Annotated in this window: 14 protein-coding genes; 3 read left to right on the forward strand and 11 right to left on the reverse strand. The window is 59.5% G+C overall.

Annotated elements, in window-relative coordinates:
• Positions 1-195: 195 nt before the first annotated feature.
• Positions 196-1,548 (reverse strand): glycosyltransferase, encoded by a 1,353-nt coding sequence (locus LC354_RS04830; RefSeq protein WP_223421719.1) that lies wholly within the window; start codon positions 1,546-1,548, stop codon positions 196-198.
• Between the two features lie 67 nt (positions 1,549-1,615).
• A complete protein-coding gene (carA, locus tag LC354_RS04835) occupies positions 1,616-2,773 on the reverse strand; it encodes a glutamine-hydrolyzing carbamoyl-phosphate synthase small subunit (protein ID WP_223421720.1) in 1,158 nt (385 codons plus the stop codon).
• Positions 2,774-2,981: 208 nt separating this feature from the next.
• Between carA and LC354_RS04840 the strand changes: the two genes are divergently transcribed.
• Positions 2,982-3,443, forward strand: a complete 462-nt coding sequence (locus tag LC354_RS04840; RefSeq protein WP_223421721.1) for a GatB/YqeY domain-containing protein — start codon at positions 2,982-2,984, stop codon at positions 3,441-3,443.
• Positions 3,444-3,809: 366 nt separating this feature from the next.
• Here LC354_RS04840 and LC354_RS04845 read toward each other — a convergent pair whose 3' ends face one another.
• A complete protein-coding gene (locus LC354_RS04845; RefSeq protein ID WP_223421722.1) occupies positions 3,810-4,937 on the reverse strand; it encodes an aminotransferase class V-fold PLP-dependent enzyme in 1,128 nt (375 codons plus the stop codon).
• Positions 4,938-5,152: 215 nt separating this feature from the next.
• On the opposite strand from LC354_RS04845, the gene LC354_RS04850 reads away from it, so the two are divergent.
• Positions 5,153-6,265, forward strand: coding sequence for a Hint domain-containing protein (locus LC354_RS04850; protein ID WP_223421723.1), 1,113 nt, complete (start codon positions 5,153-5,155; stop codon positions 6,263-6,265).
• A 2-nt stretch (positions 6,266-6,267) separates the two neighbouring features.
• Here the strand turns inward: LC354_RS04850 and LC354_RS04855 are convergent, their stop codons facing one another.
• Positions 6,268-6,735 (reverse strand): Lrp/AsnC family transcriptional regulator, encoded by a 468-nt coding sequence (locus tag LC354_RS04855; RefSeq protein WP_223421724.1) that lies wholly within the window; start codon positions 6,733-6,735, stop codon positions 6,268-6,270.
• Complete coding sequence (locus LC354_RS04860; protein WP_223421725.1) at positions 6,732-7,187, reverse strand: Lrp/AsnC family transcriptional regulator; 456 nt, start codon at positions 7,185-7,187, stop codon at positions 6,732-6,734. The genes LC354_RS04855 and LC354_RS04860 overlap by 4 nt, the downstream gene beginning before the upstream one ends.
• A 131-nt stretch (positions 7,188-7,318) precedes the next feature.
• Here LC354_RS04860 and ilvC point away from each other — a divergent pair, with 131 nt between their 5' ends.
• On the forward strand, positions 7,319-8,341 hold the full coding sequence (gene ilvC / locus LC354_RS04865) for a ketol-acid reductoisomerase (RefSeq protein WP_223421726.1): 1,023 nt from the start codon (positions 7,319-7,321) through the stop codon (positions 8,339-8,341).
• Between the two features lie 336 nt (positions 8,342-8,677).
• Here ilvC and glmM read toward each other — a convergent pair whose 3' ends face one another.
• The 6 genes from glmM to glyS form a co-directional block, all read right to left on the reverse strand.
• Positions 8,678-10,024, reverse strand: a complete 1,347-nt coding sequence (gene glmM / locus LC354_RS04870; protein ID WP_223421727.1) for a phosphoglucosamine mutase — start codon at positions 10,022-10,024, stop codon at positions 8,678-8,680.
• Positions 10,017-11,006: a dihydropteroate synthase gene (gene folP / locus LC354_RS04875; RefSeq protein ID WP_223421728.1), complete on the reverse strand. Its 990-nt coding sequence runs from the start codon at positions 11,004-11,006 to the stop codon at positions 10,017-10,019. The genes glmM and folP overlap by 8 nt, the downstream gene beginning before the upstream one ends.
• Before the next feature lie 8 nt (positions 11,007-11,014).
• The gene (locus LC354_RS04880; RefSeq protein ID WP_223421729.1) at positions 11,015-11,938 is read right to left on the reverse strand and encodes a dihydroneopterin aldolase; all 924 of its coding nucleotides are present in this window, start codon (positions 11,936-11,938) and stop codon (positions 11,015-11,017) included.
• A 110-nt stretch (positions 11,939-12,048) separates the two neighbouring features.
• Positions 12,049-12,678 carry a cell wall hydrolase gene (locus tag LC354_RS04885; RefSeq protein WP_223421730.1) on the reverse strand — a complete coding sequence of 210 codons (630 nt, stop codon included), beginning with the start codon at positions 12,676-12,678 and terminating at the stop codon, positions 12,049-12,051.
• A gap of 150 nt (positions 12,679-12,828) precedes the next feature.
• Complete coding sequence (locus LC354_RS04890; RefSeq protein WP_223421731.1) at positions 12,829-15,363, reverse strand: putative PEP-binding protein; 2,535 nt, start codon at positions 15,361-15,363, stop codon at positions 12,829-12,831.
• A gap of 254 nt (positions 15,364-15,617) precedes the next feature.
• Positions 15,618-17,876: a glycine--tRNA ligase subunit beta gene (gene glyS / locus LC354_RS04895; RefSeq protein ID WP_223421732.1), complete on the reverse strand. Its 2,259-nt coding sequence runs from the start codon at positions 17,874-17,876 to the stop codon at positions 15,618-15,620.
• Positions 17,877-18,132 lie beyond the last annotated feature (256 nt).

The following is an 18,132-nucleotide window of genomic DNA, read 5'->3' on the forward strand; positions in this document are numbered from 1 at the left end:
GCCGCCGAACAAGCAAAGGGGCCTGGGCGCCCAGCTCAAAGAGCGACACCGGCTAACATCCAAGCTGATTGACGCGCCGCGACAATCAAAAACACAAAACCCTTGATCGCGATAGAAAACGACGGCATCGTCTCAAGTGTCGCGACCAAGGATTCTCATCCTGATTGATGCGCTCCTCGCATCCAGATTGTCGCGCTACACCAGCCGCAATCCCAGATCGGCATCTTCCGTGACGTTATGCGCGTCCCAGCCGCCCAATTCCTCAAGGATGTCCCGCCGGAAAAACAACGTGGTTCCACCGAGTGGCAAGACGAGATTCAAACGCTCCACCCCCGGCAAGACCAATCGCCACCAGGTTGCATATTCAATGGAAAAACAACGCGACAGCCAGTTCTGGGTGCAATTGTAGTAGTCCAGAATGCCCTGGACACAGGCCACATCAGGGGCGGCCTGCCCGAACCGCGCCACAACTTTTTCGATCTGATCGGTTTCAGGCGCGTCTTCTGCATCCCAAACCCCGATGATCGAACCATGACAGAAATCGAGCGCATAGTTCAACGCGCGGGGTTTGGTGGTGATGGTGCCATCATCCGGCACTTCGATGACCCGCATCCATTGCGGCAATGTCGTCTCCTTGAGCGTTGCGTGCGTGATGCTGTCCTTGGCTTCGAGCACCAGCACCACTTCGAGCAGCGCCTTGGGGTAGGTCAGCCGCGATAGCCGTTTGATCAGCGCTTGGGCAATCCGCTCTTCGTGAAACAAGGGGACAAGGACAGAGACGCGGGGCAATCGTTGCATGCGCAGATCGTGCAGTGGTTCGGTGTTGGTCGGGATCCGGTGAGTGATCTGGGTCAGCAACGCTGCCGCCTTGAGGCTGGTCGTCATCAACAATGTGATCAGCCCGCACAGGATCAGGAACGTGGCCACCCATGTCGGCACCAAAGCGATACTGAGCGTTGCGATCCCGAGGATGCCGACCACGCCAAAGACGCCAAGTGTGGCGAGCGGAGACCACGACCGGCAGCTCAGGTGTTCGGGTACGCGCGACAGCGCACGATGTGCAAGTTCAGCGCCATACAAGCGTCCAATCTGAACATTGATCAAATCTGCATCGGCGATGACCGTCAAAATTTTTGGCGCGGTGGCAGGCAAAGCCGCGCGCAGGGCCTCCATACGATCAGGGCGTGTTGTCGCAACCAGAAGTGTGCCGCCCAGCCAGCGCCAAGGGACCGCCCCAAAGGCTTGGCACAAGGCCGCCGGTAAGGCGGCAGCCATCGCCGGGGCTGGCGGATCTCGCTCCAGGTCAATTCGGTCCGTATCGTGTTGAATAGCCAGTGCAGACAACACATCCGACCGGCTGACATGCCCTTCGGCCACGAGGATTTCGCCCAGAGGCGCATCAATATAACGTTGAAGTTCCAGCGCATTGAGCAGTGTCGATGTCGAGATCAGACCAGCTTCCACCAGCTGGCGACCGACCGGAACGGACGGTTTTCCCCGCCGCTTGACCGGGCGGGGATCTTGCAATCTGAGTAACGGGTCGCTCATCGGGTGTCCGCTGTTGGAACGCCCGACTTTGAGTTGAGTAAGTTAATGTTGCGTTAAGATCGGCAGATCAGGCAGCACGATCCTGCATCGCCTGCGCAAACCGCTCAAACAGGTAATAGCTGTCCTGCGGGCCGGGGCTGGCTTCGGGGTGATACTGGACCGAATAAACCGCACGGCCCTCAAGTTTGATACCACAATTGGACCCATCGAAAAGCGATGTGTGGGTTTCCACCACGCCTGCCGGAAGGGTTTGAGCATCCACCGCAAATCCGTGATTCATAGACGTGATCTCGACCTTGCCGGTTTCGAGATCCTTGACCGGGTGGTTCGCCCCGTGGTGCCCGTGATTCATCTTGATCGTCTTTGCGCCGAGGGCCAGGGCGAGCATCTGGTGGCCCAGACAGATCCCAAAGACCGGTACGTCCTGGGTCAGTATCTTTTGGATCGTGGGCACGGCATAGACCCCTGTCGCCGCCGGATCGCCGGGACCATTGGACAGAAACACACCATCCGGGGCATAGGCCATCACGTCTTCTGCGGTGGCGGTTGCCGGCAAAACGGTCACATCGCAGCCGGCCGAGGCCAGACAACGCAGGATGTTGCGCTTGGCGCCATAGTCAATTGCGACCACTTTGAATTTCGGATCGTTCTGGGGCGTGTAGCCCTGAGGCCAGGCCCAGCGCATTTCGTTCCAGCGATAAGACTGGGCGCACGTCACTTCCTTGGCCAGATCCATTCCTTCGAGACCGGCAAAGCCTCGGGCGGCCGCCAGCAGTGCCTCGATATCGAAATTCCCGTCGGGATCATGGGACAATGCGACATGCGGCGCGCCGGCGTGCCGGATGGCGCGGGTCAGGCGGCGTGTATCGATACCGCCAATGGCGATGCGGCCACGCGCCGCCAGCCAATCGGACAAGCCTTGCGCAGACCGCCAATTCGACGGCTCCGTCGGCATCCATTTGACGACCATCCCGGAAGCCACCGGATCGCCCGACTCGTCATCGTCTGGATTCACGCCGACATTACCAATATGTGGGAAGGTAAAGGTCACGATCTGACCCGCATAAGACGGGTCTGTCATGATCTCTTGGTAGCCGGTCATGGCGGTGTTGAAACACAGCTCTGCCTGAGTCTGTCCGGTCGCGCCGAAGCCTGTGCCGTAAAACAAGGTTCCGTCGGCCAACGCGAGGCAAGCGGTGGGTTTGGTGGGGGCATGAGCAGTCATGGCGGACCTTTCTCGCAGTGTGGCAGGGCGATGGGAGGCAGCAAATTGTGGCGGAAACTATGCCTCATGCAATGCGGGGTCAAGGACGTTTAGTAATTTATGAAATCACATGATTTCAATGCCTTAGTACAATTGCCTCCTCTTGCCTCGCCTTTTGGGTTGGCCTATTGTGGCAAGCTTACAAATTGCCCATGGGGATGGACATAAGATGGAATTGCGCAACAGGATTTCGGCTGCTCTGAAGCAGGCGATGAAAGACAAGGATGCAGCCCGTTTGTCGACGCTGCGTCTGATCAATGCCGCGATCAAGGACAAGGACATCGATGCACGCGCAGCTGGCCAGGACGACGGCGTTGACGAGGGCGAAGTGCTTGGGATCCTTGGAAAAATGTCAAAACAGCGCAGCGAGAGTGCGCGAACCTATGAAGAAGGCGGTCGGCTTGACCTTGCTGAACGCGAATTGGCGGAGATCGGTGTGATCGAAGAGTTTCTGCCCAAACAACTGGATGAAGCAGCCTCTGCGAAAGCCGTCGACACCGCAATTGCCGAGGTTGGAGCCGACAATATCCGGGATATGGGCAAGGTGATGGGCGTGCTGAAGGCAAAGTATACCGGCCAGATGGACTTCGGCAGTGTGGGTCCGATGGTCAAGGACCGGCTTTGCTCCTGAGGTCAACGCCTCAGTGCGGCGCGAGGAGGCGCTTCCGTGCAGTATTTGACGACATGACACGCCCTTACGACATGATACGCCCTGACCATTGACCGGTCCGTAACCTATCAGACCTGTTTTGTATCGGTGACAACCAGTTCTGTTTCAGGATGTGTTGGAAATGGCGGACGATGCGTCCGCCTTACGGGCACGCCGGGAGGTCGCGGCCGTCAGAGCAGCCTTGCGCGACTCTTGTGGCTGATCGGCTTGCCAGTGGCATGCCGCTACCGCGAGGCTTTTCAATCATAACCCGATCTCGTTTCAGCACCGTCCCGTAAGGCGGACCCATGGTCCGCCACACAGGCAGATTTATGTAGTGTCACAAGATTACAGCACCCGGTCCACGACACGGCGCAATCGCGCCAACGTACCCGGCACATCGTAGAGCTTGTCGAGACCAAAAAGCCCGATTCGGAAGGTCCGGAAATCAGCAGGCTCATCGCATTGCAGAGGCACGCCGGCCGCGATTTGCATCCCTTCTGCCGCAAACCGTTTGCCCGTTTGAACCTCGGGATCTGCGGTATAGCAGACGACTACCCCTGGCGCGCCAAAACCTTCCGCTGCGACCGATGTGATGCCCTTCTCCGCAAACATTTGCCGAACCGCGTCGCCCAATGCCCATTGCGCTTCTTTCAACCGGGCAAACCCATATTCTTTCGTCTCGATCATCGTATCGCGGAAATCGCGCAGCGCGTCGGTCGGCATGGTTGCGTGATAGGCATGGCCGCCATTCTCGTAGGCCATCATGATCTGATGCCACTTCTTGAGATCAGCGGCAAAGCTGTCGGAAGTCGTTTCCTCCATCCGGGCCACGGCGCGATCGGACAGCATGACAAGACCGGCACAGGGTGACGCACTCCACCCCTTTTGAGGCGCAGAAATCAACACATCGACACCCAGACCCCGCATATCCACCCAAGCGCAGCCCGAAGCGATACAATCCAGCACCACCAACGCGCCGACATCATGTGCCGCCGCCGCCATGCTCGCAATGTAATCATCGGGCAGGATCACACCTGCACTGGTTTCCACATGCGGGGCAAAGACGATGTCTGGTTTGTTCGTCCGGATCGCCTCGACAACTTCTTCGATCGGCGCGGGCGCAAAGGGCGACGGGGCGGAATTCCCGGTTTGACGCGCCTTCAGAACTGTTGTGCTGGCGGTAAAATCACCCAATTCGAAAATCTGACTCCAGCGATAGCTGAACCACCCATTGCGCACGACCAGCACATTGGCGCCGCGCCCGAACTGGCGCGCAACGGCCTCCATGCCAAAGGTGCCGCCCCCCGGTACAATAACCACTGCATCGGCAGCATAAACTTCCTTGAGCATGGATGAGATGTCATTCATCACGCCCTGAAACACGCCGCTCATATGGTTGAGAGAGCGGTCCGTGAAAACAACGGAGAATTCCTCGAGCCCTTGCGGGTCAACAGTATCAAGCAGTGCGGGCATGGTTTTTTCTCCAACGTTTCCACCCTGTTTAGGGGGATGCATCGCAAACGGCAAATATGCCTTTGCATACAAGCGCGGATTGCGCCGGGCAACCCTGTTCGGAGTGCGTTGAAATTTTCATTAAAAACTGTTTTCCGAGATGTTTCAACTCGAAGCAGACTGCATTATGTCGAACGCAAACCTGCAACACCGCATATTCTGAACAGGAGTTTCCGATGCCCGATTTTGCCGTGTATGGCATCGATGTCTTGGACAATGCCAACGTTGGGACCACGAGCGGCGCAGGCAATGACGGGCAAGGAACAATCAACGTGACAGGCGGCAACCAGCCCTTTGAGGATGACGACATCGTCGTGGTCACGGCCGAAAACCTGTCCAGCGGCAACGAGATCACCACCGGCAGTGTGATCTCTGACATTACAGTCTATGACTCCCTTGCCGATTTTCAGGCAGGCATCGTCAAGTTCAACTATGCGCCTCAAAACCCCGGACAGACGGCCACCGTCCAAAGCGATCTGAGTGGTCTGGGCGATGGGTATGTCCGGTTCAACGCAAACGTGCTCAAGCCGGAGGATGGGGGACCGTCGTTCAACCAATTGCTGATTGCGCCAGGCAAGGATCTGGCAGTTGCGGCACAAGAGCCCGGCGGCCTTACCATCGACCGCAACGAGGACTTCGATTTCAACGATGATGGGGATCTCGATGACCCGCTGGAGGAAGGCAACAACCAGTTCCTTGTCGGCGACTATGTGACTGCGCCGATCTGTTTTGCAAAGGGCACGCTGATCCGCACCCCCGCAGGCGAATGCGCGGTCGAGGATCTCAGGCCGGGCGACCGGGTCATCACGCTCCATCACGGAACGCAGCAGTTGGTCAGCAGCATGCGGAACGCCGTCGCCGGCTTTGGCAAGATGGCCCCGGTGCGTATCGCGGCAGGGCATTTCGGGGCGACCCGTGATCTGATGGTGTCGCAAAACCATCGCATTTTGTGCCAGGGACCGGACATAGAGTTGATGTTTGAAACGCCAAAAGTCCTCGTGGCGGCCAAACATCTTGTCGGGCACCGAGGAGTATCGCTCGTGCCGTGCGCACGCATAACTTACGTGCATCTGCAGTTTTCCCGTCATGAGGTGATCTGGGCAAATGGGTGCGCTTCCGAAAGCCTGTTTGCCGCACCCAAGACCAACGCCATGCGCAACACTGAAACTGATCAACAAGATGAGCTTTTATCGATTTTTCCCGAGCTGGTTGAGGTCGGACAGTTCAAAGGGCTGCAACCTGCGCAGCGCTGCTTAACAAAGTCCGAAGCGGCGGCGTTACAGTGCTAGCCCTACCCTGCTGACCCAAGCGGACCTGGTCTGCGCTCTTCGCTCAGCAACACATTCGCCTCAACTTCTCCCGCCCCCGGCAAGGTCATGATGCGTCGGCGCAAGACCCGTTCAAAATCGGGCAAGTCGCGGGCCACCACGCGCAACCTGTAATCATAAAGGCCTAGCACGTGCTCGACTGTTTGCACTTCCGGGATGGCACTGACAGCACGCTCGAAGTCTTCCAGGCTCACACGCCCCTTCGTCGCCAGCTTTACCCCCAGAAACACCGTCACACCGAACCCAAGCTGTTCCGCATCCAGACACAACCGCAGGCCAAGGATCGCACCACTGTCGCGCAACCGCTTGATCCGTCGCCATGCAGCAGGCTGGGACAGACCGCATGCGCGCCCAACGGCCCCTGCCCCTTGCGTCCCATCCTCTGACAGCAGCCGCAGGATGGTCAGATCAATATCATCGAGATCCATCACAGCGGCAATGCCTCATCGCTTTTGATCCGCGCCACATGCATCAGTGCCTCGATATCGGCAATATGCGGCAGGTTCAGAATGCGGCTGCGGTAAAGGTGTTGGTAATGCCCCATGTCCCGCGCGATCACCGACAGCCGGACATCAACACGTCCAAGAAATGTCTGGATCTCGATGACTTCGGGCACCTCCCGCGCCGCGACGATAAAATCATCAAAGGCACGGGGCTGTGTCTTGTCCAATGTCACGCGCAAGGACACCTCGACCGCATAGCCCAGGGCCGCCCAATCCACGACGGCCTGAACCCCCTGGACCACACCTGCATCCCGCAATCGCGCTTGCCTGCGCGCCAATTGCCCCGGGCTCACCCGCGCGCGCGCGGCAAGTTCTGCCGGGGACAGGGTTGGGTCAGACTGCCACTGACGCAATATGCGCCGATCGACGTCATCCAGCATGATTTTTACCGAATTTCAAATTCATACGCATGATCCATCCTTCATCTTGCCAAATAAACTCAAAATACAACGCTGACCACAGGAAACCACACAGCTATAACGCAGCCAGACATCAAAACGGAGGAAAGATCATGCGCGTTTATTATGACCGCGACTGCGACATCAACCTGATCAAGGACATGAAAGTGGCCATTCTGGGCTACGGCTCCCAAGGTCACGCCCACGCGCTCAACCTGCGCGACAGCGGTGCCAAGAACGTGGTCGTCGCCCTGCGCGAAGGCTCGCCCTCGATCGCCAAAGCGACCGGCGAAGGCCTGAAAACCATGGGGATCGCCGAAGCTGCGGCTTGGGCTGACCTGATCATGTTCACAATGCCCGACGAGTTGCAGGCCGAAACCTACAAGAAGTACGTCCACGACAATATCCGTGAAGGCGCAGCCATCGCATTCGCCCACGGTCTGAACGTGCATTTTGGCCTGATCGAGCCCAAAGCGGGCGTCGACGTGGTCATGATGGCCCCCAAAGGCCCCGGCCACACCGTACGCGGCGAATATGTCAAAGGCGGCGGCGTGCCTTGCCTGGTCGCAGTTGACAAGGATGCCTCCGGTCGCGCGCTGGAAATCGGTCTGTCCTATTGCTCCGCCATCGGTGGCGGTCGGTCTGGCATCATCGAAACAAACTTCCGCGAGGAATGCGAAACGGACCTCTTTGGCGAACAGGCGGTTCTGTGTGGCGGTCTGGTCGAACTGATCCGTATGGGTTTCGAGACCCTCGTCGAAGCGGGCTACGCGCCCGAGATGGCCTATTTCGAGTGTCTGCATGAGGTCAAACTGATCGTGGACCTGATCTATGAGGGCGGCATCGCCAACATGAATTACTCGATCTCCAATACGGCTGAGTATGGCGAGTATGTTTCCGGCCCGCGCATCCTGCCCTACGACGAGACAAAAGCGAAAATGAAAGCGGTTCTGACCGACATTCAAAACGGTAAATTCGTGCGCGACTTCATGTTGGAAAACGCCGTGGGTCAGCCCTCCTTCAAGGCAACCCGCCGCATCAACGACGAACACCAGATTGAAGCAACAGGCGAAAAACTGCGCGGCATGATGCCGTGGATCTCGGCCGGCAAGATGGTCGACAAATCCAAGAACTAACCCAAAACTCGCGCGGCATCCACTTTGAGGATGCCGCGCGAATACGCGTTGCAAAACTGAAAATCACATGCGGGCAGGTTTGCCATTGCGTCACACTCACTGTGACCACGGCTGAACTCTTGCCATTTGCAAGATCCATCCAACCATGTCTACACCTCGCGCCGAACCCGATTGAGCGCAGCGGCAAACATTTTTCCTAGCGCCGGACTGGGACCTATACATGGATGGTCGACAGGCGCTGTTGTCATTGCGCCTCAATCAGAAGCGACTCTCGCGTGAAAACTGCCGCATGACGACGCCGGTCAGGATCATTCCGCCGCACCGAACTGGCCCGGCCTAGCCGGAAACTTCAGCCTCGACGGCCTTGACCACGTGATCGACGCTGGCGCTCAAAATACCCTCGTCTTCACTTTCGGCCATCACCCGGATCAGCGGTTCGGTCCCCGATTTTCGGATCAAAAGGCGGCCATTTCCTGACAGTTGGGCCTCGGCCTCGCTAATCGCAGTTTGAACGCTCTTGGCTTCAAGCGGTGCCTGCCCCGTTGCAAAGCGCACGTTCTTAAGCATTTGCGGCACCGGGTCAAAGACATGCAGCACGTCGCTGGCCTGCTTTCCCGATTGCACCAGCTCCGCCAGAAACTGCAGCCCCGCCATCAGACCATCGCCGGTGGTGGCATAGTCGGTCATCACGATGTGGCCCGATTGTTCACCACCCAGGTTAAATCCCCCCTGCCGCATCCGTTCTACCACATAGCGATCTCCGACGCTGGTGCGCTCAAGGCCCACGCCGTGCCCCTGCAAGAATCGCTCCAACCCGAGGTTCGACATCACCGTCGTCACCAGCGCTCCACCCCGCAGCCGATCATCCGCGGCCCAGCGGGCGGCCATCAGCCCCATGAACTGATCGCCATCGCCGATCTGGCCGTTTTCGTCCAGCAAGATCACCCGGTCGGCATCCCCATCCAGACAGATACCGACATCTGCACCATGGGCCACAACGGCTTCGGCGGCGGCTTGGGGATGCGTTGATCCGCAGGCATCGTTGATGTTTTGGCCGTTCGGCGTGACGCCAACGGGGATCACCGTCGCACCCAATTCCCACAACGCCTCGGGGGCCACCTTGTACGCAGCACCATTGGCGCAATCCACAACGACCTTCAGCCCGTCCAGCCGCATGTGACGCGGAAACGTGGATTTCACCCGTTCAACATAGCGAAACCGGCCATCGTCAATCCGCTTGGCCCGGCCAATCCTTGGGGCCGCGACAGGGTCCACGCCCGCTTCAACCAGATCTTCGATTTCGGCCTCGACCGCATCACTCAACTTGAACCCATCGGGGCCGAAGAACTTGATGCCGTTGTCGGAGGCCGGGTTATGGCTGGCCGAGATCATCACGCCCAGATCCGCCCGCATGGACCGCGTCAAAAGACCGACCGCAGGCGTTGGGACAGGCCCCAACAACAGCACGTTCATCCCCGTCGAAGTCAATCCCGCCGTCAGCGCGTTCTCGAACATATATCCGGACAGGCGCGTATCCTTGCCGATCACGACACGGTGCTCGCCCGCGTCTTCGCGTTGAAAATAGCGGCCCACAGCCGCGCCAATCCGCAAAGCCATTTCCGCGGTCATCGGATGTGCATTGGCGATGCCACGCACGCCGTCGGTACCAAAAAGCTTACTCATCCTGCCGATGTGCCACAGAGGCACGCCAAAGCGCAATGGCCTGCGCGTGATCGGCCACATCATGCACACGGATGATCTGTACACCCTGGTTGAGTGCTGCCAGCGCGACCCCGATGGAGCCCGGCCCCCGCGCGGTAGCCTGTGGCGCGTTGCCAAGCGTGCCGATGAACCGTTTGCGCGAAGCGCCCAGCAGGATCGGCACGCCCAGAGCATGAAACAGGCTAATCCGGGTCAGCAGCGCCAGATTGTGATCCAGCGTTTTTCCAAACCCGATCCCCGGATCGGCAATGATGTTCTCCCTGGCAATCCCTTGTGCCGTCAGGTCCGAAATGCGCTGCGCCAGAAAGTCATACACGTCGAGCAATACGTCGTCATAGGTCGGGTTCTTCTGCATCACCTGCGGATCGCCTTGCGCATGCATCACACAGACCGGTACACCGCGTTCGGCACAAAGCGGAGCAAGATCGGCATCATAGGTAAAACCGGAGACGTCGTTGACCATCGTCGCCCCGGCATCAAGGGCTGCTTCGGCCACGGCCGCCTTGCGCGTATCAATGGAGATCGGCGCCGTGAGACCACCGGACCGCAGGGCCGCAATCGTGGGGGCCGTGCGCGCAATCTCTTCCTTTACGCCCACCGGACTTGCCCCCGGTCGGGTAGACTCGCCACCGATGTCCAGAATCCCTGCCCCCGCCGTGACCAACGCGTGCCCGTGTTCGACCGCCGCCTCAGGGGACACATGCTGCCCGCCATCCGAAAAACTGTCCGGCGTCGTGTTGAGAATACCCATCAGTGTTGGATAATGGGTCCGCGCGCCAAATCGCGCCCGCTCTTCGCCACTCATTTCAGACACGGGTATGACCGTCGATGCACGCCCACGCGACAATATCTCGACATGCGTGAACCAGCACGCCCCAAAATTCAGCGCATCCGCGGGTCGCGCAAGGCCAACCTGCAAGAGTGGTCGAAGATAATGTCGCATATTGCGGCTCAGAGTGTGACCTGACTAACGGGCACGCTCCGCAAGTTTACCGATGCATCGATCGGTATCTCTTCGCCGATCACCAGCATTTCGCGGGCGCCGAACGTGGCGGCAAACCAGGACGCAAGTGCGACAGCGTCCGCCCCCTTGGCAGATGGTCCATCAACCGCGTCCAGCACGATCTTGGACGGTGCCCAGACGCAAATCTGGCCATTGCGCATCGCCCAGTCCAGCTCGGTCCGGGTCTCGACCACTTTGCAGCGCGCATCGCGGGCAGCCAGCACCCAGGCGTTCTGTTCTATGGCCAACAAATCGATCCGGCGTTGCGCCAAGGGATGGCTCGCCTGAGGCGCGACCACCGGCGCCGGGCCAACGCAGAAAATCAACGGCTGGCCTGTCAATTCCAACTGGTCAATCCAGCCACTCAGATGTGGTGCCGTGATGGCGGCGTTGGACAGATAGACGAGCTCGGGTTGAAATACGTCCTCTTCCAGCGCTGCGGTCGGCCGCACGGTCCCACGGCTGCGCACGATCTCGACACCCAAGGCGCCCGGTCCACGATCCAGCTTTTCAACACGCACGAAAACACGCATCGCCTGCGGTTCAAGCAGAATGCGGTCTGCGACGCGCTCTGCGACGGTTTCCAACAGGTTGAGACGCTCTGCCGCCAGCTCATAAGCGATCGCCTCGCTGACTTTGTCATAGCTCAGTATGCGATCCACATCATCATCGATCGGCCCCGTCAACGGCCGCACTTCGACGACGATATTGAAACAGATCCGCTGCGTGACACCGCGTTCCGCCTGAAACGCCCCGATCTCGACCTCGACAATATGGTCGCGCACCGAAATACGATCCAGCGGGGCGGACGTGGCAGTAGCTTCGGACCGCTCGGACGGGTGCGAAAATGCGAGACGGATTTCAGACGCCATAAGATCGGGCCTTGTGCAATGGGCAGGTCGCGGCCCTTCTACGCCCCGTCACACCAAAGCAAAAGTGGCAAAGGCGCCGACACAGTGCCCGAAAACGTCAATCGCGTCGCTTAGTTCGACGCTGTGCGGAACGTGTGGCGGTAAAAGAGATGCACCCCGATGGATGCTGTCTTGGTGTAGACACGGCTCCACTTTGGACGCACGGCGGTGGTGTGGTAATGGGTGGCGCCTTTGGTCAGATCGGGCGCGCGCTCATCCAGAACCGCACGGGCCACTTTGCTGACACGCTCATATGCGCGAGGCTCGGCAATCCTCTCGGGATGGCCGTCACAGGTGTAGGTGAACTGGCACTGATATTTGCGGCCGGTGCCCTGCTTGATGACACCGCAGACAGAGTCAGGAAAGCGCGCGCTGTCGACACGATTCATGATCACTTCGGCGACTGCAAACTGGCCTTTGACGGTTTCGCCTCTGGCTTCGAAATAGAGGGCTTCGGAAAGACATTTCCAATGCTCGTCGCCGCTTGGTTTCGGTTGACTGTCGATCCAGCTTTTGACAAACTCAACCTCACCGTGTGGAGTTTCGTCAGACAACCGATGCTTCGCGGGAATACCGAGAAAATTCAGAAAGGCGTTTTGTGTGACCTGAGTTGTCGTATCAGGTGCATCCTTGTCGGATGCCAAAACCGGACTCGCCGCTAAACATAGTACCGCGAGCGCTGCTTTTATCGTGCTGCGCATAGATAACCCCAGATCGTTTCGATGCGAGGCGTTTAGACAAATTTTCCCGAAAGGTCTAGTTTAGGGGCGAAAAGGTCGCAGGTACAGGGCGAAACACCGCCGAACGAAGGTTTCAGCCCTCCCAAATATGGCGGGGATCGAATCCCGTTTCTACTTTATTTTGTGGCTGATCGCCAACTGAGCAGCCGCCAGCCGCGCGACCGGAACCCGGAACGGAGAACATGACACATAGTCGAATCCAGCGGTTCGACAAAAGGCAATCGATTCGGGATTGCCACCATGTTCGCCGCACATGCTGAGGGTGATTCCCGGCCGCGCTGCGCGCCCACGCTGGGCACCGAGCGTCAGTAACTCGCCCACCCCGTCGATATCCAACGAATGAAACGGATCTTCGTCGAACACTTCCTGACGGACGTAATCCGACATGAAGCGACCGGCATCATCGCGGCTCAGACCATAGGTCATCTGCGTCAGGTCATTGGTGCCGAAACTCAGAAAGCTGCAATGCTGGGCAATATCGCCCGCCCGCAAGGCTGCGCGTGGCGTTTCGACCATCACGCCAAGACGATAGGTGAAATCGGCCCCCAATTCGGTGCGCACTGCGGCGGCAATGGCATCTACACGGGTCTTGACCAATTCAACCTCGCGCCGGGCGCTGACCAGAGGAATCATGATCTCCGGCACCACCGGATCACCATCTTTGCTGGCCTCGATGGTCGCTTCGAAGATCGCGCGCGCCTGCATGTCGTATATCTCGGGGACCGTGATGCCCAGACGCACACCGCGCAAGCCCAACATCGGGTTGTATTCCGCCATCGCCTCGACGCGGCGCACGACGTCGGACAGGGGCAAACCCAGTGCATCCGCCAGCTCATGCTGGCCGGTTCGGTCGGTCGGCAGAAATTCGTGCAGGGGCGGATCAAACAGGCGGATGCAGACCGGCTGACCCTGCATGATGCGAAAAAGTTGTGTAAAGTCAGTTCTTTGCATGGGCAATAGGCGAGCAAGGACCGCGCGGCGGTCATCGCTTGTTTCAGCAAAGATCATCTCGCGCATGACCGTCAGGCGGCCGGGCTCAAAAAACATGTGCTCGGTCCGGCAAAGGCCAATGCCTTGCGCGGCAAAGTTGCGCGCGGTTTGCGCATCCGCGGGTGTGTCGGCGTTGGCGCGAATGTCGATGTCACGCTCTGCATCGGCCCATTCCATCAGCGTTTGAAAGGCGTCGTCCAGTGCCGCTTCCTGCATTTCGGGCGCCCCCAACAGCACAACGCCATTGGTCCCATCCACGGTGACGATTTCACCTGCCGGTATCACACGCCCGTCTTTGGTCAAAAGCTGGCTTTTGCGCGTCTGGAACCGAATGTCACTGACACCGACCACGCATGGCAGGCCGATACCCCGCCCGATCACGGCCGCGTGGCTGGTTACGCCGCCCCGTTCCGTCACGATGGCCTTGGCCGCGTGCATGCCCCGGATGTCTTCGGGGGAGGTTTCGCGGCGTACCAGAATGCAATCTTCGCCGCGCGCGGCACTGGCTTGTGCTTCGTTGGCGGAAAACACCAGACGCCCCGTCGCAGCGCCGGGGCTGGCCGCGATGCCCGAGCCCAGGATGTCGCGCTTTGCATGACGATCGACCTGACGGTGCAGCAATTCGCTGAGCGTACCCGGCTCGACCCGCATCAGCGCCTCTTGCCGCGTGATGACCTCGTCGCTGGCCAGTTGGACGGCAATCCGCACGGCTGCGCGGGAGGATCGGGCAACGCGTACCCCGTCCAGAATATGCAACTGTCCGTTTTCAATGGTAAATTCAAGCTGCATCTCTTCGCGCAGGTTTTTGCGCATCAGATTGGCGTGCTCGACCAGGCTGGCAAAACACTCGGGCACCAACTCTTCGAGCGACGGGCCGCGCGCGTCGCGGGTGATGTAGAGGCTGGCATCGCCCAGCAGGGCGTCACGCCCCTGGCTTTGGCGCAAATAGCGCCCGGTAATTTGCGGCAATCCCGTCTTGGATGACACCAGTTGCAGAACGCCGGAGCCGCTCTCCCCCTGCCCGATTCCGAAGGCCATTTGCTGGACAATGAGGCCAAGGCCCGCATCTGCCGGCGCGCCTTTTGCCTGGCGCAGCAACCGTGCGGAGGTCCCCTCCCAAGCGCGGGCCATGGATTTCAGAACGCCGGCCAATTGCGCGGAGCGCGTTTCGGGAAATGGGGTTTCTGTTTCATTTTCATAGGCCTGAAGGACCTGACGCAACGCCTCCACCCCTTCGCCCCTGATATCGTCGAACATATCCGGATCAAGCCGGTCGACGTGGATCGCATAGCTTTGGGCGAAACGGGTGAACAGGGTCGCCGCCGCGTCCGTGCCGAGCGTGTCGGACATCGCTTTGAACCGTGCGTGGTTCATCCCGATGTTGAGGATTGCGGAGGGGCCGCCCCAATCGGGATCCTCGGAGGACGGCCGCACACAGAGCAGCGCATCGTCAGGGAATTGTCGCAAAATCGCTTGAATATCAGGGAGATGCCCGTTGGCTATGTCGTGCACGGAGGCAAAGGACAGCGCCACGGTCGTTGGCACGGGCAGCGCCAGACGTGCCAGCCGTTGGAGACATTTTGCGCGGCCTCCATGGGTGTGTGTTGCGATGGGCGCGTCCGCGGTAACGAGCGTGGTGTTTGGATTGTTCTGCACTGCAGCACCTTTGTGTTGGCCGCAGCATAGGGACTACGCATTGCGTGACAAGGCGTTTTGAGGTGAGAAAGGGGGCCTGTGACAGGGGGGCACCAAGCGTGCACCGGGCGTGCACCCCCTGTGCACCGGACGCGCGCGCAGCATTGGCAAGATGTGCAACACCGCACAGCCTTGGTTGCGTCGTGCCGAAGGGGGGCCGGCCCCCCCGGCCTGCGGCCTCCCCCCGGAGTTTATCCGGCAAGATGAAATCCGGATCAGCCTTCGATTTTAGTGAGGTCTGCGACGCTCAGGCACAGGCTGCGGATGCGGCTGAGCAAGTTGAGCCGGTTGCGCCGTACCGTGGCGTTGTCGGTATTGATCTGGGTGGCGTCGAAAAACGCGTCGATGGGCCTGCGCAGGGTGGCCATGGCGGACATGGCCGTGGTGAAGTCTTGGGCTTGCATCGCCGGTTTGATAATTGCCTCGGCAGCGTCGAGGGCAGCGAAGAGCGCGCGCTCTTCGTCCGTTTCAGCGAATTTGACGTCGGCGCCGTAGGAATATTCGACGCCGTCGGCCGTTTCGGCCTGGCTGAGGATATTATTGGCGCGTTTGAACCCCTGAATGAGGTTTTCGCCGTCATCGGTTTTGAGGGTTTCGGAGAGCGCTTTGGCGCGGTTGACCAGAAGGGTGAGGTCGTCGTTGTTGGGCGTCGCACCTGCGGGTGCGCCATCGGAAATACTGATACAAGCGTCGATGATGTCGTGACGGATGCCTTGATCGCGCAGATAGACCTTAAGGCGGTCATGGGCGAAGGCGAGCAAATCGGACGATACGCTCGGAACTGACTTTTGGACCAATTCGGTCACTTTGCCCGTCGTCACTTCGGCCCGGTCGACGACAGCGCGGTACGCTGCACCGAATACGCCACGGCTGGCGATTTCGGCCAGAATGTCCTTGAGCGTACCGATCTCTCCTTCCGCCGCTTCGGCGCGATAGATCCCAATTTTTTGACGTACAAGTTGAGCGTCGAGAAATCTGTCCAAGTGAACAGACAGATCATTGTCCAGGATCAGTCGGATCACACCAAGTGCTGCCCGCCGGAGCGCAAACGGGTCTTTGCTTCCGGTGGGTTTTTCATCAATCGCCCAGAAGCCCGTCAGCGTGTCGAGTTTGTCTGCCAGCGCCAACGCCACCGAAATCGGTGCGGTCGGTACATCGTCGGACGGGCCAAGCGGCGAATAGTGTTCCTGTGCGGCGGCGGCCACGGCGGCGTCGCGGCCTGAGGCCTCGATGTAATACCGCCCCATAAGCCCTTGAAGTTCGGGGAATTCATAGACCATTTCGGAGCTGAGATCGGCCTTGGCCAGACGGGCGGCCTCTTCGGCCATGTCCGGGTCTGCGCCCACCACCGGTGCCAGTTCGCGTGCCAAGGCCGCGATCCGGTTGATGCGGTCGGCCTGTGAGCCCAGCTTGTTATGGAAAGTCACGTTTTCAAGGGCTTGCGTCCAGACACTCATGTCTGATTTCGCAACGCGCAGATCGTTTTCCCAGAAGAATTTGGCGTCGGCCAGCCGTGCGCTCAGCACCTTTTCGTTGCCTGCAAGGATCGTGGCCCCGTTATCGGCGGTTTCGCGGTTGGCGACCGTTATGAACCGTTCGATCCGGCCCGTATCCGGCTTGCGCACCGAGAAGAACTTCTGGTGCTCCTTCATCGAGGTTTGCAGCACTTCGGGCGGCAAGCCGAGGAAATCGGCGCCGATCTGACCCATCAGCGTGACCGGCCATTCCACGAGGCCTGCGACCTCGGACAGGAGCCCTGCATCCTCGACCACTTCCAGGCCGGAGGCGAAGGCAAGGTTGGTCGCGTCATGCCAGATGGCTTGCGCGCGCTCGGATGGGTCCAGCATCACATAGGCGCGTTTGAGCTTGGCGCTGTAGTCGTCGAAGGAGGACACGGAAAACGAATCCGGTGCCATGAAACGGTGCCCTTGCGTCCGGTCGCCCGAGACGATGCCGTCGACCGTCAGGGGGACGACATCGGTGCCTGCCTCATCCGACAGGATGCACAGGATGGAATGCAACGGGCGCACCCATTTGAGCGTGCCTGTGCCCCAGCGCATCGACTTGGGCCATGGGAAGGTGCGGATCGTATGCTCCAGCACCTCTGCGATGATCTCCGCCGCGGGCCGTCCCGGTTTTTCGATGACGGCAAAGAGCACGGCGCCTTTGGGGGTTTCGCGCGTCTCGATCTGATCGCGGGTCAGCCCTGCGCCGCGCAAGAACCCTTCGATGGCCTTCTCGGGCGCGTCGGCCTTGGGGCCTTTGCGCTCTTCGCGGGTGGTCGGGCTGCCCGCAAGCAGCCCCTCCACCGTCAGCGTCAGGCGGCGCGGCGTGCAGAAGGCCGCCGCCGAAGCATAGGTCAGCCCCGCCTCGACCAGACCGTTTGTGACCATTTTTTGCAGGTCTTCGCCTGCGCGCTTTTGCATGCGGGCCGGGATTTCTTCGGAGAAGAGTTCGATCAGGAGGTCTGGCATTTGGGTGCTCTAGAAATTTAGAAAAAACTGGATGGCGATGGCGTTGGCAATATCGACAAAGAAGGCCGAGACCAAGGGCAAGATCACAAAGGCCATCGGCGAGGGCCCGTAGCGTTTGGTCACGGCCGTCATATTGGCGATGGCGGTGGGCGTGGCCCCGAGCGCAAAACCGCCAAACCCGGCCCCGAGTACAGCGGCCCGGTAACCCCCCGCCCATGACCGGAAAGAGCACGAAGATGATAAACACCAGTGCAAT

Origin of the sequence: Tateyamaria pelophila (assembly GCF_019966495.1) — a bacterium.
GTDB classification, from domain to species: Bacteria; Pseudomonadota; Alphaproteobacteria; order Rhodobacterales; family Rhodobacteraceae; genus Tateyamaria; species Tateyamaria pelophila.

Excerpts from the sequence above, each read along its gene's own strand:
- LC354_RS04830 (WP_223421719.1), bottom strand. The coding sequence starts at position 1,548 with ATGAGCGACCCGTTACTCAGATTGCAAGATCCCCGCCCGGTCAAGCGG.
- carA (WP_223421720.1), bottom strand. The coding sequence starts at position 2,773 with ATGACTGCTCATGCCCCCACCAAACCCACCGCTTGCCTCGCGTTGGCC.
- LC354_RS04840 (WP_223421721.1), top strand. The coding sequence starts at position 2,982 with ATGGAATTGCGCAACAGGATTTCGGCTGCTCTGAAGCAGGCGATGAAA.
- LC354_RS04845 (WP_223421722.1), bottom strand. The coding sequence starts at position 4,937 with ATGCCCGCACTGCTTGATACTGTTGACCCGCAAGGGCTCGAGGAATTC.
- LC354_RS04850 (WP_223421723.1), top strand. The coding sequence starts at position 5,153 with ATGCCCGATTTTGCCGTGTATGGCATCGATGTCTTGGACAATGCCAAC.
- LC354_RS04860 (WP_223421725.1), bottom strand. The coding sequence starts at position 7,187 with ATGCTGGATGACGTCGATCGGCGCATATTGCGTCAGTGGCAGTCTGAC.
- ilvC (WP_223421726.1), top strand. The coding sequence starts at position 7,319 with ATGCGCGTTTATTATGACCGCGACTGCGACATCAACCTGATCAAGGAC.
- glmM (WP_223421727.1), bottom strand. The coding sequence starts at position 10,024 with ATGAGTAAGCTTTTTGGTACCGACGGCGTGCGTGGCATCGCCAATGCA.
- folP (WP_223421728.1), bottom strand. The coding sequence starts at position 11,006 with ATGCGACATTATCTTCGACCACTCTTGCAGGTTGGCCTTGCGCGACCC.
- LC354_RS04880 (WP_223421729.1), bottom strand. The coding sequence starts at position 11,938 with ATGGCGTCTGAAATCCGTCTCGCATTTTCGCACCCGTCCGAGCGGTCC.
- LC354_RS04885 (WP_223421730.1), bottom strand. The coding sequence starts at position 12,678 with ATGCGCAGCACGATAAAAGCAGCGCTCGCGGTACTATGTTTAGCGGCG.
- glyS (WP_223421732.1), bottom strand. The coding sequence starts at position 17,876 with ATGCCAGACCTCCTGATCGAACTCTTCTCCGAAGAAATCCCGGCCCGC.